Source organism: Microbacterium aurantiacum (assembly GCF_040532595.1).
GTDB lineage: Bacteria > Actinomycetota > Actinomycetes > Actinomycetales > Microbacteriaceae > Microbacterium > Microbacterium chocolatum_B.
In genome coordinates this window covers 631,515-645,307 of the sequence record NZ_JBEVYX010000002.1, presented here as the reverse complement: position 1 = coordinate 645,307, position 13,793 = coordinate 631,515, and the positions used below count along the sequence as shown (strand labels likewise).

The 13,793-nt window shown below is 71.0% G+C and carries 15 protein-coding genes; all 15 read left to right on the top strand.

From position 1 onward, the window contains the following. Positions 1 to 117 precede the first annotated feature (117 nt). Genes ABXJ56_RS15330 through cmk form a run of 15 tightly spaced genes read left to right on the top strand, consistent with a single transcriptional unit; the run spans position 118 to position 13,756 of the window. A complete protein-coding gene (locus ABXJ56_RS15330) occupies positions 118 to 984 on the top strand; it encodes a hypothetical protein (protein WP_354000581.1) in 867 nt (288 codons plus the stop codon). After that, positions 984 to 2,030, top strand: a complete 1,047-nt coding sequence (locus ABXJ56_RS15325) for an HAD-IIA family hydrolase (RefSeq protein ID WP_354000580.1) — start codon at positions 984 to 986, stop codon at positions 2,028 to 2,030. The genes ABXJ56_RS15330 and ABXJ56_RS15325 overlap by 1 nt, the downstream gene beginning before the upstream one ends. Positions 2,031 to 2,051: 21 nt before the next feature. After that, positions 2,052 to 2,207, top strand: coding sequence for a hypothetical protein (locus ABXJ56_RS15320; protein WP_354000579.1), 156 nt, complete (start codon positions 2,052 to 2,054; stop codon positions 2,205 to 2,207). Further along, positions 2,204 to 3,004 (top strand): TlyA family RNA methyltransferase, encoded by an 801-nt coding sequence (locus tag ABXJ56_RS15315; protein ID WP_354000578.1) that lies wholly within the window; start codon positions 2,204 to 2,206, stop codon positions 3,002 to 3,004. The genes ABXJ56_RS15320 and ABXJ56_RS15315 overlap by 4 nt, the downstream gene beginning before the upstream one ends. Further along, on the top strand, positions 3,001 to 3,957 hold the full coding sequence (locus ABXJ56_RS15310; RefSeq protein ID WP_354000577.1) for an NAD kinase: 957 nt from the start codon (positions 3,001 to 3,003) through the stop codon (positions 3,955 to 3,957). Before ABXJ56_RS15315 ends, ABXJ56_RS15310 begins: the two co-directional genes overlap by 4 nt. Continuing rightward, positions 3,954 to 5,645 (top strand): DNA repair protein RecN, encoded by a 1,692-nt coding sequence (recN, locus tag ABXJ56_RS15305; RefSeq protein ID WP_354000609.1) that lies wholly within the window; start codon positions 3,954 to 3,956, stop codon positions 5,643 to 5,645. Before ABXJ56_RS15310 ends, recN begins: the two co-directional genes overlap by 4 nt. A 17-nt stretch (positions 5,646 to 5,662) precedes the next feature. Then, positions 5,663 to 7,375 carry a CTP synthase gene (locus ABXJ56_RS15300; RefSeq protein WP_354000608.1) on the top strand — a complete coding sequence of 571 codons (1,713 nt, stop codon included), beginning with the start codon at positions 5,663 to 5,665 and terminating at the stop codon, positions 7,373 to 7,375. Next, positions 7,368 to 7,952 (top strand): NUDIX hydrolase, encoded by a 585-nt coding sequence (locus tag ABXJ56_RS15295; RefSeq protein ID WP_354000576.1) that lies wholly within the window; start codon positions 7,368 to 7,370, stop codon positions 7,950 to 7,952. Before ABXJ56_RS15300 ends, ABXJ56_RS15295 begins: the two co-directional genes overlap by 8 nt. 1 nt (position 7,953) lies before the next feature. Further along, on the top strand, positions 7,954 to 8,928 hold the full coding sequence (xerD, locus tag ABXJ56_RS15290; protein WP_354000575.1) for a site-specific tyrosine recombinase XerD: 975 nt from the start codon (positions 7,954 to 7,956) through the stop codon (positions 8,926 to 8,928). Then, positions 8,909 to 9,799, top strand: coding sequence for a ParA family protein (locus ABXJ56_RS15285; RefSeq protein WP_354000574.1), 891 nt, complete (start codon positions 8,909 to 8,911; stop codon positions 9,797 to 9,799). Before xerD ends, ABXJ56_RS15285 begins: the two co-directional genes overlap by 20 nt. After that, complete coding sequence (locus ABXJ56_RS15280; protein ID WP_354000573.1) at positions 9,783 to 10,598, top strand: segregation and condensation protein A; 816 nt, start codon at positions 9,783 to 9,785, stop codon at positions 10,596 to 10,598. The genes ABXJ56_RS15285 and ABXJ56_RS15280 overlap by 17 nt, the downstream gene beginning before the upstream one ends. After that, on the top strand, positions 10,588 to 11,190 hold the full coding sequence (gene scpB / locus ABXJ56_RS15275) for an SMC-Scp complex subunit ScpB (RefSeq protein WP_354000572.1): 603 nt from the start codon (positions 10,588 to 10,590) through the stop codon (positions 11,188 to 11,190). Before ABXJ56_RS15280 ends, scpB begins: the two co-directional genes overlap by 11 nt. Beyond that, a complete protein-coding gene (locus tag ABXJ56_RS15270) occupies positions 11,187 to 11,954 on the top strand; it encodes a pseudouridine synthase (protein WP_354000571.1) in 768 nt (255 codons plus the stop codon). Before scpB ends, ABXJ56_RS15270 begins: the two co-directional genes overlap by 4 nt. Continuing rightward, positions 11,955 to 13,061: a prephenate dehydrogenase gene (locus tag ABXJ56_RS15265; RefSeq protein WP_354000570.1), complete on the top strand. Its 1,107-nt coding sequence runs from the start codon at positions 11,955 to 11,957 to the stop codon at positions 13,059 to 13,061. It begins immediately after the preceding gene. Then, the gene (gene cmk / locus ABXJ56_RS15260) at positions 13,058 to 13,756 is read left to right on the top strand and encodes a (d)CMP kinase (protein ID WP_354000569.1); all 699 of its coding nucleotides are present in this window, start codon (positions 13,058 to 13,060) and stop codon (positions 13,754 to 13,756) included. The genes ABXJ56_RS15265 and cmk overlap by 4 nt, the downstream gene beginning before the upstream one ends. Positions 13,757 to 13,793: the final 37 nt, after the last annotated feature.

Below are 13,793 nucleotides of genomic sequence, written 5' to 3'. Positions count from 1 at the left end.
AGTAGGACACCGCCGGACTTCTTTTAAACGAAAGGGCCACCCAACGCTGGGTGGCCCTTTCGCGTTAACACCCACTCCGTGGGTATACATGAACAGAGAGATCCTCGAGGAGTCGATATGGCCGAGCGCCGATCCGATGACAGCGCGCGCGAGCGCGGACGCGGGGGCGGACGCCCGCCGCGTAGCGACGGATCCCGCCCCACCCGCGGTGGGGCCGACCGCCCGGATCGGCGTCCCCGCGAGGGTGCGGCGCGCGACGATCGTCCGCGTCACGACGACCCGCCGATTCCCGAGGAGATCACCGCGCGCGACCTGAACGGCCCCGCGCGCAATGAGCTCAAGACACTGAGCAAGGAGAACGCCGATCAGGTCGCGCGCCATCTTGCGATGGCGGCACGGCTGATCGACGACGATCCCGCTCTCGCGCACCGCCATGCCCTCGCCGCGTCCCGGCGCGCGGGCCGGATCGCGATCGTTCGAGAGACCGTGGCGATCACCGCCTACGCGACCGAGGACTACGCACTCGCGTTGCGGGAGCTGCGCACCTATCGGCGGATCTCTGGGAAGGATGACCAGATCGCGCTGATCGTCGACAGCGAGCGGGGCGTCGGCCGCCCCGATCGAGCGCTCGAGGTCGGTCGGTCGGTGGATCGCTCCGCCCTGCCGGTGCCGGTGCGCGTGGAGCTTGCGATCGCGATGTCCGGCGCGCGCCTCGATCTCGGGGAGACCGAGCGCGCCCTCACGGAGCTGGACATTCCCGAACTCGATCCCGACCGCGCGTTCGAGTGGAGTCCGGCTCTGTTCGCCGCGCGCGCGGCCGTGCTCGAGGAGCTCGGCCGGACGGATGAAGCGGACGTGTGGCAGCGCCGTGCGGAGATCGCGGCGGAGGCGCTGGACGACGCCAGTGGCGCCGCGGATCTCGAGACGATCGTCATCGAGGACACGGTGATCGACGATGGTCCCGTCGAGGGCGATCGATCCTGATGGCGCTGTCGGCGAAACGTCTTTTCGGCCGCGGGGGATCGACGCCTCTCGACGGGGTGGACACGGTCCTGGCGGATCTCGACGGCGTCGTCTATGCGGGCGCCGGCGCCCTCCCGCACGCGGTCGACAGCCTCCAGCGCGCTCGCGATGGGCGCGCACTCGGGTTCATCACGAACAACGCCTCGCGCACGGACGCGTCGGTGGCGGCGCATCTGAGCTCTCTCGGCATTCCCACCCGCCCCGAGGATGTCGTCACGAGCCCTCAAGCGGCCATGCGTCTGCTCGCGGGTCTCATTCCCGCCGGCTCCACCGTGCTGGTGGTGGGCGGAGAGGGCCTGCTCAACGAGGTCGACAAGGCCGGCTTCCGAGCCACGCGGAGCGCGGATGACGCACCAGCGGCGGTCGTGCAGGGTTTCGCGCCGGAGGTCGGCTGGACGCAGCTGGCCGAGGCTGCCTACGCCCTGGCGGTTCCGGAGTCCGAAGGTGGGATCCCCTGGATCGCGACCAACACCGACTGGACGATCCCGCAGGCGCGCGGGATCGCGCCGGGGAACGGCACCCTCGTCTCCGCGGTCCACACCGCGGTCGGCCGGCTGGCGACGGTCGCGGGCAAGCCGGAGGTCCCCATCTTCGAGGAGGCTCTCGCCCGGTTCGGTGCCCAGCGGGCACTCTTCCTCGGCGACAGGTTGGACACCGACATCCTCGGGGCGAACCGCGCGGGTATTCCCTCCGCGCTCGTCCTGACGGGCATCGATCGTCCCAAGCACGTGCTGGCGGCGCCGCAGGGCTCGCACCCCACGTACATCCTCGAGGACCTCCGCCAGCTGCACGAGCCGTACCCGGAGGTCAGCGTGCGCGGCGACGTCGCGACCGCGGGTCGCGCGCGCGTGCGGATCGACGGGGTCGACGTACGTATCGACAGCGCCGGCGACTCCCAGATCGACCTTCTGCGGGCGGCCGCCGCGGCGATCTGGGCGACCGGTCGTGCGATCTTCGGATTCCGCGTTCCCGAACAGCTCTACGCCGATCCGTTCCGCCATCCCTGACCCGCGTCGTAGCATGGGCCGATGGACCGTTTCGAGGTGACCGAGACCGCCGACCTGCTCTCCGCGCTCGAGGTGATCGAGGCGCAGCCGTTGGCGTCCCGCGCCGATGCCTACGCGTCCCTGCACGACGCCCTGGCCCGGGAGCTCGAGGCGGGGCCGACCCCGTCCTCTTCATGACGGAGCGTCTGGATGCCGCACTCGCGGCACGCGGACTCGCACGTTCGCGCACCCACGCGGCGACGCTGATCTCTTTGGGCGTCGTGAGCGTCGACGGCCGCCCCGTCGTCAAGGCGGCGCTGAGGGTCGCCGCCGACCAGCAGATCACGGTCGCGAGCGCGGACCACTACGTCAGCCGGGCAGCGCACAAACTGATCGCCGGTCTCGACGGTTTCGGCCTCGACGTGTCGGACCGGCTCGCCCTCGATCTCGGCGCCTCCACGGGCGGCTTCACCCAGGTGCTCCGTGAGCGCGGCGCGCGCGAGGTGCTCGCCGTGGACGTGGGGCACGGTCAGATGGATCCCACCATCGCCGGCGACCCGGGGGTCGTCGTCGTCGAAGGTTTCAACGCGCGGTACATGACCTCTGAGCTGCTGGCTGAGGCATCCGGACGATCCGAGTCGCCCTCCGTCATCACGGGCGATCTGTCGTTCATCTCGCTCACGCACATCCTCCCCGCCGTGGGAGAGGTGGCCACCACCGACTCCGACGTCATCCTGCTGGTGAAGCCCCAGTTCGAAGTGGGGCGCACCGCGGTCAAGGGCGGTCTCGTCACGGACCCGATCGCGCGGGTAGACGCCGTGGAGCGGGTGCTGTGGACCGCGTGGGATCAGGGATTCGGCATCCGCGGGTTCCTCGCGTCTCCGCTGGTCGGCACCCACGGCAACGCCGAGTACATCGTGCACCTGGCGCCGGGGCACGAGGTCGATCCGTCAGAATGGTCAGGCACCGTGAACCGACTGGCAGGGAGCCGATGAACGATGATGTGCGCGTCCAGCGCCCCATCCTGGTGGTCGCGCACGCGCTGCGCGACGACACCGTCGACGCGGCGGACCGCGTGGTGCGCGCACTCCGCGCCGCCGGCGCGACGCCGGTCCTCGCCGCCGACGACCGCGCCGAGCTGATCGCTGCGCGCGCGGGGTTCGACGACGTCGCGGTGCTCGGCGCCGACGTCGCCGTCGCCGAGGTAGAGCTGGCGATCGTCCTCGGGGGCGACGGCACCATTCTCCGTGCCGCCGAACTCGTCCGCGAGGGGACCGCGCCGGTCCTCGGCATCAACATGGGGCACGTCGGCTTCCTTGCGGAGATCGACAAGGACGACATGGACGAAGCAGTCCGTCGCGTCATCGATCGCGCCTACGAGGTCGAGGAGCGCCTCGCACTCCAGGTGCGGGTCAAGAACGCCCAGGACGAGGTGATCTACGAGACGTGGGCCCTCAACGAGGCCACGGTCGAGAAGGCGAGCCGGGAGCGGATGCTCGAGGTCGTCATCGAGGTGGACGGCCGACCGCTGTCGAGCTTCGGCTGCGACGGCGTCGTCGTCTCGACACCCACCGGATCCACCGCGTACAACTTCTCCGCCGGGGGGCCGGTCATCTGGCCGAGCGTCCAGGCGATCGCGGTCATCCCGCTGTCGGCGCACGCCCTCTTCGCCCGGCCGCTGGTCGTGGGACCCGAGCACGCGGTGGCGATCGAGGTGCTCGAGCGCACCAACGGCATCGGCGTGCTGTGGTGCGACGGACGGCGCTCGCACGATCTGCCGCCGGGAGCACGGGTGGTCGTCCGCCGGTCTCGGCGCCCCGTGCGCCTCGCCCGGCTCCATCCCGCGGCCTTCACCGATCGGCTCGTGCGCAAGTTCCGCCTGCCGGTCGAAGGATGGCGCGGTCCGACCTCGCCCGGCGGACGCGGCGGGAAGGACGCGGCACCGTGATCGAAGAGATGCGCCTGCGCGACCTCGGCGTGATCTCGGAGGCGACGCTGCCGATCGGACCCGGATTCACGGCCATCACGGGTGAGACCGGCGCGGGCAAGACGATGGTGGTCACGGGTCTGGGGCTCCTCCTCGGGCAACGCGCCGACTCCTCCGCCGTGCGTTCCGGCGCCGCCAGCGCGACCGTCGACGGCGTCTGGATCGTCGACGACGACGGACCCGTCGCGGAGCGCGTCCGCGACGCCGGTGGCGAGATCGACCCCCTCGGTGACGGGCGGGGCGAGCTGATCGTCGGCCGCACGGTGTCCCGCGAAGGACGCGGACGCGCCACCGTCGGAGGACGCGCCGCACCGGCGGCGGTGCTCGGCGATCTCGCCGACCATCTGGTCGTGGTGCACGGGCAATCCGAGCAGCTCCGCCTGCGGTCGGCGGCGGCGCAGAGGGAGGCTCTCGACCGATTCGGGGGCGCCCCCGTGCACACCGCGCGGGACGCATACGCGGCGGCCTTCTCACGGTGGCGGGAACTCGACGAGGCACTGACGACGCTGGTCGAACAGCGCGAGCAGCGTGCCCAGGAAGCCGCCCTTCTCCGGTCCCAGCTCCACACCCTCGAGCAGGTGGCACCGCAGCCCGGCGAGGATGAGGAGCTCGCCGTGCGGGCGGAGCGCCTGGCGAACGGCGAGGAGCTGCGGCTGGCCGCCGCCACTGCACACGCCGTGCTCTCCGGTGACGGAGACGCCCCCGATGCCGGCATCCTGCTCGCCGAGTCCCGACGGGCGCTCGACCGCGTCCAGGATCCCGCTCTGACGGCGCTCGGTGAGCAGATCGGCGAGGTCGGCTATCGGGTCGCCGACATCGCGGCGTCCCTCGCCGGCTTCCTGGCGGATCTCGACGAGTCCGGTCCCCATGAGCTCGCCGCCGTCGAGGAGCGGCGCTCCCTCCTCGGTGCGCTGGTGCGCGAACACGGTTCCCTCGATGCCGCCCTCGAGCTGTGGGAGGCCGGCTCAGCCCGTCTGGCGGAGCTCGACGACGACTCCGGCCGTGCCGAGCGCCTCGCAGGTGAGCGGGATGCCGCCGCCGACGCTCTGGACGCCGCTGCGGAGGTGCTGACGGCCGCGCGCGTCGATGCGGCAGGACGTCTCGCCGAGGCCGTGACCGCGGAGCTGCAGGCGCTGGCGATGGCCGACGCGCGTCTGGAGGTCCGGGTCGCTCCCGCGCAGGCCACGGCCGCCGGTCGGGATGAGGTCTCCCTCCTCCTCGCGCCGCATCCGGGTGCGGAGCCGCGTCCGGTGTCCCGTGGTGCATCCGGGGGAGAGCTCAGCCGGGTGATGCTCGCCATCGAGGTCGTCATCGCCGCCACGGACCCCGTTCCGACGTTCGTCTTCGACGAGGTGGATGCCGGCATCGGCGGCGCCGCCGCGATCGAGGTCGGGCGACGACTGGCCCGACTGGCCGAAGGCTCGCAGGTCATCGCCGTGACGCACCTCGCCCAGGTCGCGGCGTTCGCGGGCAACCACCTCTCGGTCGTGAAGGCCGGCGATGGCGGCGTCACGTCGTCCGATGTCCGGCGCCTGCAGGGCGCGGAGCGGGAGGCGGAAATGGCGCGGCTGCTGTCCGGCATGCCCGACTCCGAGGCGGCGCTCACCCACGCGCGCGAGTTGCTCGAACTCGGCGCATCCCGGCACTGATAGGATCGAAGCCCGTGATGCAGACTTCTGGAGATGTCCCTGAAACGGCCTCCCACGGTGAAAAGAACGGCGACACCACCAAGCACATCTTCGTGACCGGGGGTGTCGTCTCGTCTTTGGGCAAGGGACTGACCGCCGCCAGCCTCGGGAACCTCCTCACCGCGCGCGGACTGCGCGTGGTGATGCAGAAGCTCGACCCGTATCTGAACGTGGATCCGGGAACGATGAACCCGTTCCAGCACGGCGAGGTCTTCGTGACCGACGACGGCGCCGAGACCGATCTCGACATCGGCCACTACGAGCGCTTCCTGGACATCGAACTGAGCCAGGCGGCGAACGTCACGACCGGTCAGGTCTACTCGCAGGTGATCGCCCGTGAGCGGCGGGGCGAGTACCTGGGCGACACGGTCCAGGTGATTCCGCACATCACCGACGAGATCAAGCGCCGCATGCGCCTCCAGGCCACCGAGGTGCCGCAGCCGGACGTCATCATCACCGAGATCGGCGGCACCGTCGGCGACATCGAATCGCAGCCGTTCATCGAGTCCGCCCGCCAGATCCGCCACGAGCTCGGTCGCGGCAACGTCTTCTTCGTCCACGTCTCCCTCGTCCCGTTCATGGGGGCATCGGGAGAGCAGAAGACCAAGCCCACCCAGCATTCCGTCCAGGCGCTCCGCCAGATCGGCATCCAGCCCGACGCGCTCGTGCTCCGCAGCGACCGGCCCGTCACCGAGTCGAACAAGCGCAAGATCGCGCTCATGTGCGACGTGGACGAGGACGCCGTCGTGAATGCGGTCGATGTGCCGAGCATCTACGACATCCCCACGATGCTCAACACGCAGGGGCTGGACTCCTACATCGTCCGCGCCCTGGGGCTCGGCGGATCCGCCGAGGTCGACTGGTCGCGCTGGAACCGCGTGCTTCAGGCCGTGCACAACCCGAAGCACGAAGTCACGATCGGGCTCGTCGGGAAGTACATCGATCTCCCCGACGCCTACCTCTCGGTGACCGAGGCCATCAAGGCGGGCGGTTTCGCCCACGAGACCCACGTCACCCTGCGCTGGATCCCCTCCGACGAATGCGAGACGCCGGAAGGAGCCGCGCGGGCGCTCGGCGACCTCGACGGCATCGTCGTGCCCGGCGGGTTCGGCATCCGCGGGATCGAGGGGAAGCTGGGCGCGCTGCGCTTCGCCCGCGAGCAGGGCATCCCCACCCTCGGAATCTGCCTGGGGCTGCAGTGCATGGTCGTCGAGTACGCCCGCAACAAGGCAGGCCTTGCGGGGGCGTCTTCGAGCGAGTTCGATCCGGAGACCGCCTTCCCCGTCATCGCGACGATGGCGGAGCAGGTCGACATCCTCGAGAGCGGCGACCTGGGCGGCACGATGCGCCTCGGGATGTACCAGGCGGACCTCGCTCCCGGATCCCTCGCCGCCGAGGTCTACGGCGCTGCGACCGCGTCCGAGCGCCACCGCCACCGCTACGAGGTCAACAACCGCTACCGCGACCAGATCGCCGAGGCCGGCCTGGTGTTCTCGGGTCTCTCGCCCGACCGGAACCTCGTGGAGTACGTCGAGCTTCCTCGGGACGTGCACCCGTACTACATCGCGACCCAGGCGCATCCGGAACTGCGCTCCCGCCCGACCGAGCCCCACCCGCTGTTCCGAGGGCTCATCGGCGCGGCCCTCGAGCGCCACCGTTCCAGCGAGCTGTTCGACGTCGACAATGGTTGAGCAGCTCCGCGACGAACCCGTCGAGGTCGAGGTCACCGACAGCGACCTCGTCTACGAGGGGCGCGTGTGGGACGTCCGCAGCGACACCCTCCGCTACGGGGACGAGGAGATCGTCCGCCAATACGTCGACCACCCCGGCGCGGCCGCGGTGGTCGCGCTCGATGACCATGACCGTGTCCTGCTGATCCAGCAGTACCGGCATCCCATCCGCCATCGTGACTGGGAGATCCCCGCCGGGCTCCTCGATGTGCCGGGCGAGCCGCCCGCGGACACGGCGAGACGCGAGCTCGCCGAGGAGGTCGACCTCGTCGCCGACCGCTGGGAGGAGCTCGTCTCCGTCTTCACCACGCCCGGCGGCAACGACGAGGTCGTCCATGTGTTCCTCGCCCGAGGTCTCGCCGCGGTCGGTCACGCCCATGCGCGAGAGGCGGAGGAGGCCGACATCCGCATCGAGTGGATGCCGCTCGCCGATGCCGTGGAGGGCGTCCTCGCCGGTCGGCTGCGCAACGGGATCCTCGCCGTCGGCGTGCTGGCGGCCGCGGAACGGCTGCGTCGGGCGGATACGAACGAGCACTGACGTGCGCCCGGATCGAGCGGTCGAGGACTACCTGCGCCACGTCGCGCTCGAGCGGGGTCTCTCCGAGCACACCGTCGCGGCCTACCGCCGGGACCTCGCGGCGTATGCGGCGTGGCTCGACGGGCGCGGGATCCGCGACACGTCCGAGATCGGCGTCGAGACGGTCACCGACTTCGTCGCCGCACGTGCGTCGTCCGAGCCCGCGCCCGCGGCGTCGTCGTTGGCGCGCCTGCAGTCCTCCGTCCGCGGGCTCCATCGTCACCTCACCCGGGAGGGGGTCGAGACGGAGGACCCCACGCGACGAATGCGACCGCCCCGCCAGCCTCGGCGCCTGCCGAAGGCCCTCACCATCGCGCAGGTCGAGGACCTGCTCGATGCCGCGGGACCGGCACCGGCCGAGGCGGTGCCGGCGGATGCCGTGGCCCTGCGTGACCGGGCGCTCCTCGAGCTGCTGTACGCGACGGGCGCGCGCGTATCGGAGATCGTGCAGCTGGATGTCGACGACCTGGCCGACCGCGAGGTCGTGCGGGTGCGCGGCAAGGGCGACAAGGAGCGGATGGTGCCCGTGGGCTCCTACGCGCGGGCGGCGCTGGAGGCCTACCTCACACGTGCGCGACCGGAGCTCGCGCGGCGCGGGCGGGGGAGCGCGCGTCTCTTCCTCGGCGCGCGCGGAGCGCCCCTGTCACGTCAGAGCGCCTGGCTGGTGATCCGCGCGGCGGCGGAGCGGGCGCAGCTGACCGCGCACGTGTCGCCGCACACTCTCCGCCACTCGTTCGCCACGCACCTGCTGCAGGGCGGCGCAGACGTGCGCGTCGTGCAGGAGCTGCTCGGACACGCGTCGGTGGCGACGACCCAGATCTACACCCACGTCTCGATCGAGGCGCTCCGCGACGTGTACGTCACGGCTCATCCGCGCGCTCGGGGCTACAATCGACCGGACGGTCAGGAAGTGGAGAGTGTCGGTGGCGGGCAGTAAGCGGAGCGCGGCGAAGGTGTCCGAGGACGACACCCCGATCGGCCCCACCGGGCGACCCTACCGGGGCTTCCCCACGCCGCCCGCGCTCGACGGGCACGGGCCCGCGCGCATCATCTCGCTCTGCAATCAGAAGGGCGGGGTGGGCAAGACCACCACCACGATCAACCTCGCCGCCTCGCTCGCGAGCTACGGCCGCCGCGTCCTCGCCGTGGACTTCGACCCGCAGGGGGCGCTCTCGGCGGGTCTCGGCATCCAGACGCACGACATCCCGACGATCTACGACCTGCTGCTGGACGGCAAGCGCGATCCGCACGAGGTGATCGTGCGCACCCGCGTCGAGGGACTCGACGTCATCCCCGCCAATATCGATCTGTCCGCCGCCGAAGTGCACCTGGTGAACGAGGTCGCGCGCGAGCAGACCCTCGCCCGCGCTCTTCGCCGCGTCGCGGGCGAGTACGACGTCATCCTCGTGGACTGCCAGCCGTCGCTGGGTCTCCTGACCGTGAACGCCCTGACCGCCAGCCACGGCGTCCTCATTCCCCTGGAGTGCGAGTTCTTCGCCCTCCGCGGTGTCGCGATGCTCATCGAGACGATCGACAAGGTCCGGGACCGCCTCAACCCCTCCATCGAGCTGGACGGGGTCCTGGCGACGATGTACGACGCGCGCACCCTGCACTCCCGCGAGGTCCTCGAGCGCGTCGTGGACGCCTTCGGCGACGACGTGCTGGAAACGGTCATCGGGCGGACGGTGAAGTTCCCCGATGCCTCGGTGTCCGGTATGCCGATCACCGAGTTCGCGCCCGAGCACGCCGCCGCGCAGGCGTACCTCCGACTCGCGCGGGAGCTGGTCGCCCGTGGCGCCGTCGCCTGAGGCGCCGGCCGACGACACCCCCGGGTTCCGGGTCTCCCTCGGCGTCTTCGACGGGCCGTTCGACCTGCTCCTCAGTCTCATCTCGCAGCACGAGCTCGATATCACGGAGGTCTCCCTCTCGAAGGTGACCGATGAGTTCATCGCCTATCTGCGCGCCCTCGGCCCCGACCAGGAGTTGGAAGAGGCCTCCGAGTTCCTGGTGGTGGCCGCGACGCTGCTCGACATGAAGGTGGCGGGCCTTCTCCCGCAGGGCGAGCTGGTGGACGCCGAGTCCGTGGCTCTCCTGGAAGCGCGCGACCTGCTCTTCGCCCGTCTGCTGCAATACCGGGCGTTCAAGGAGGTCTCGGCGTGGTTCGAGCGCTCCCTCCGCCGCGAGGATCAGCGCCACGCCCGGTCGGTGCGGTTGGACGCGAAGTACCGTCACGCGGCCCCCGAGCTGCGGTGGACCCTCACCCCGGACGACTTCGCGGCGCTCGCGCTTCTCGCGATGACCCCGAAGGACATCCCGCACGTGGGCCTGGACCACCTGCATGCCCCGCTCGTGAGCATCCGGGAGCAGGCGGCGATCGTCGTCACCCTCCTTCGCGATGCCGGCACCCTCTCGTTCCGCGAACTCGTGGCGGGCGTCCGCGCTCCGGGCGTGGTGGTGGCCCGCTTCCTCTCGGTGCTGGAGCTGTATCGGCACGCCGCCCTGTCGTTCGAGCAGCTCGAGCCGCTCGGGGAGCTGACCCTCCGCTGGAGCGCGCAGCGCTGGTCGGATGAGAACCTCGCCTCGTTGGGAGCCGATTATGACCGATGACACCGTTGAGCCGGACGGGGCCCTCGACACCGTGCGCCGCGTGGAGGCGATCCTCTTCATCGCCGAGGAGCCGTTGTCCCTCGTCTCCCTGGCGGCCACCGTCGGCGCACCCGTGCCCGCGGTCCGTCAGGCCGTCGACACCCTCGTAGCCGACTACGACGGCCGCGCGGACGGCCCGCGCCGCGGCTTCGAGCTCCGCGAGGTCGGGGGCGGATGGCGGATGTACGTCCGCGAGGACCACGATGACCTCATCGCGGAATACGTCGGGGGACAGGCGCCCGCGCGGCTGTCGCAGGCGGCGCTGGAAACGCTCGCCGTCATCGCCTACAAGCAGCCCGTGACGCGATCGCAGGTCGCCTCGATCCGCGCGGTCAACGTGGACTCGGTGGTCCGGACGCTCCTCGCGCGCGGACTCATCACCGAACTGTTCGCGGATGCCGAGACGGGCGCCATCAACTACGGGACCACCGATGCTCTGCTGGTCCACTTGGGAATCAACTCCCTCGACGAGCTCCCGCCCATCTCGCCCTTCCTGGAAGGTGCCGAGGAGGTCGGTCGCTCCGAGGGTCTGGACGAAGGAGTACGTCGATGAGCGATGTCGAAGGCATCCGTCTGCAAAAGGTCCTCGCGGCCGCCGGTGTGGCGTCCCGCCGCGTGGTGGAGGAGATGATCGTCGCCGGGCGGATCCGCATCAACGGTGTCGTGGTGACCGAGCTCGGCCGTCGCATCGATCCCGAGAACGACCTCGTCGACGTCGACGGCACCGCGGTGCAGCTCGACCAGTCCAAGCGCTACGTGATCCTCAACAAGCCGACGGGGGTCGTCAGCTCGATGCGCGACGACCGTGGCCGCCGGGACCTCCGCCCGTTCGTCGAGCCGTACCCCGAACGCCTCTTCAACGTGGGGCGCCTGGACGCCGAGACCAGCGGCCTGCTCGTGCTCACGAACGACGGGGATCTCGCGCACGTGCTCGCGCACCCGTCGTTCGGGGTCACCAAGGTCTACATCGCCAAGGTCGAGGGCCGCGTCGCGCCTGCGACGATCCAGCGTCTCCTCTCGGGGATCGAGCTGGAGGACGGTCCGATCGCCGCCGACAAGGCGCGGCTCCTCTCCCGCAGCACGGAGGGGACCGGGTCGCTCGTGGAACTCACCCTGCACTCGGGACGCAACCGCATCGTCCGACGGATGATGGCCGAGGTGGGGCATCCGGTCGTGGAGCTGGTCCGACGCCAGTTCGGGCCGCTCCACCTGGGAACCCTGCCAGCGGGCGGAAGCCGCGAATTGACTAAAGTGGAGCGCGGCGCTCTGCTCACCCTCGCCCGCGGCGCCACTGCTTCCGAGCATCTGGAGACTTGAGTGACCGACGCCACCGTGCTGGCCACGCGCACGCGCGGACCCGTCCGCATCGTCGGCGCCGGGCTTTTGGGCGCGAGCATCGGCCATGCCCTCAGCGCCTCGGGCGTCGACGTGGCGCTCGCCGACACCTCGCCGGCGCAGCTGCGCCTCGCCGTCGATTACGGCGCCGGGCGTCCCGCGCGCGAGGGAGACGCGCCCGCACTCGTCGTCGTGGCCGTGCCGCCCGACGTCGTCGCCGATGTGGTCGAGCGCGAGCTCGCCGCCTTCCCCGACGCGGTCGTCACCGATGTCGCCAGCGTCAAGCTCGAGCCCCTGCGGGAACTGCGCGCGCGCGGCGCAAATCTCGCTCGATACATCGGATCGCACCCCATGGCGGGGCGGGAACGCGGAGGGGCGATCGCAGCCCGTGCGGACATCTTCGTGGGCCGGCCGTGGGTGGTCTGCCGCGACGAGGAGACGTCCGCCGCCGACCTGACCATGGTCGAGGCGTTGGCGCTGGATCTCGGTGCGACGCCGATCGAGATGACGCCCGAGGAGCACGATCGCGCGGTGGCGCTCGTCTCCCACGTGCCGCAGCTCGTGTCGAGCCTCCTCGCGGGACGTCTGGCCGATGCGCCGGACCGCTCCCTCCAGCTGACCGGCCAGGGCCTGCGTGACACGACGCGGATCGCGGCATCCGCCCCGGAGCTGTGGGTGCAGATCCTGGGGGCCAACGCCGAACCCGTGCGGGATGTCCTGACGGCGCTCGCCGATGATCTGGCGACGGTCGCGGAGGCCCTTCGCGCGCCCGACGCGCCCGGTGCGCGCCGTACGGTCGCCGACACCATCCGCCGGGGGAACGACGGCGTCGAGAGGCTCCCCGGCAAGCACGGGCAGAACCGCCGCTTCGAGCAGGTGGTCGTCATGGTGGACGACACGCCCGGTCAGCTCGGCCGTCTGTTCGGCGAGCTCGGTGAGCTCGACGTCAACGTGGAAGACCTGCGCCTGGAGCATTCGCCCGGCGCCCAGTTCGGCCTCGCGGAGATCAGCGTCGTCCCCGGTGCGGTGCGCCGCGCGGTCGACGGGCTCGAATCGCGCGGCTGGAAGATTGCGAGCACCACTCCATGACCGATTCCGTTCCCGAGACACCGGTGGTCATCGCCGTCGACGGCCCTGCCGGCAGCGGCAAGTCCAGCGTGTCGCAGCAGGTCGCGCGCCGCCGCGGCTACGGCTTCCTCGACACCGGCGCCGCCTACCGCGCCCTGGCGTGGCACGCGCTCGAGCACGGAGCGGACACGTCCGATTCATCCGCCGTGCTGGATGTGCTCGGCGACTTCGACTACGCCATCTCGCTCGATCCGGATGACCGCTGGGTGCGTGTCGGGACCGCCGACGTGACGTCGGCCATCCGCGAGCCGAGGGTGGCGGACGCCGTGAGCGGCGTTGCGCGCGTGCCCGCGGTGCGCCATGCCCTCACCGCGCTCTTCCGTGCCCTCGTCGCCTCGTCGGGTCTGACCGCGGTGGTCGTCGAGGGTCGCGACATCACGACCGTCGTCGCGCCGAACGCGCCCGCGCGGATCCTCCTCACCGCGGCGCCGGAAGTGCGGGCCGCGCGTCGGAGCGCAGAACTGACATCGCAGGATGCCGCGGCGGTCGCCGAGGCCCTGCACCGGCGCGATGCCGCCGATTCGAAGGTGGTCGACTTCCTCGCCGCGGCGCCCGGCGTCGAGGTCGTCGATTCCACCGATCTGAACTTCGATCAGACCGTGGACGCCGTCCTCGCCGTGATCGACCGAGCCTTGGAGGCTTCCCATGCACACTGACGATCGCGAATTCGACGTCCCCGACGACGCCGGGACG

Coding starts and splice junctions, on each gene's coding strand:
- cmk (WP_354000569.1), top strand. CDS start 13,058: ATGACCGATTCCGTTCCCGAGACACCGGTGGTCATCGCCGTCGACGGC.
- ABXJ56_RS15320 (WP_354000579.1), top strand. CDS start 2,052: ATGGACCGTTTCGAGGTGACCGAGACCGCCGACCTGCTCTCCGCGCTC.
- ABXJ56_RS15315 (WP_354000578.1), top strand. CDS start 2,204: ATGACGGAGCGTCTGGATGCCGCACTCGCGGCACGCGGACTCGCACGT.
- ABXJ56_RS15310 (WP_354000577.1), top strand. CDS start 3,001: ATGAACGATGATGTGCGCGTCCAGCGCCCCATCCTGGTGGTCGCGCAC.
- ABXJ56_RS15325 (WP_354000580.1), top strand. CDS start 984: ATGGCGCTGTCGGCGAAACGTCTTTTCGGCCGCGGGGGATCGACGCCT.
- scpB (WP_354000572.1), top strand. CDS start 10,588: ATGACCGATGACACCGTTGAGCCGGACGGGGCCCTCGACACCGTGCGC.
- ABXJ56_RS15300 (WP_354000608.1), top strand. CDS start 5,663: ATGCAGACTTCTGGAGATGTCCCTGAAACGGCCTCCCACGGTGAAAAG.
- ABXJ56_RS15295 (WP_354000576.1), top strand. CDS start 7,368: ATGGTTGAGCAGCTCCGCGACGAACCCGTCGAGGTCGAGGTCACCGAC.
- ABXJ56_RS15330 (WP_354000581.1), top strand. CDS start 118: ATGGCCGAGCGCCGATCCGATGACAGCGCGCGCGAGCGCGGACGCGGG.
- ABXJ56_RS15270 (WP_354000571.1), top strand. CDS start 11,187: ATGAGCGATGTCGAAGGCATCCGTCTGCAAAAGGTCCTCGCGGCCGCC.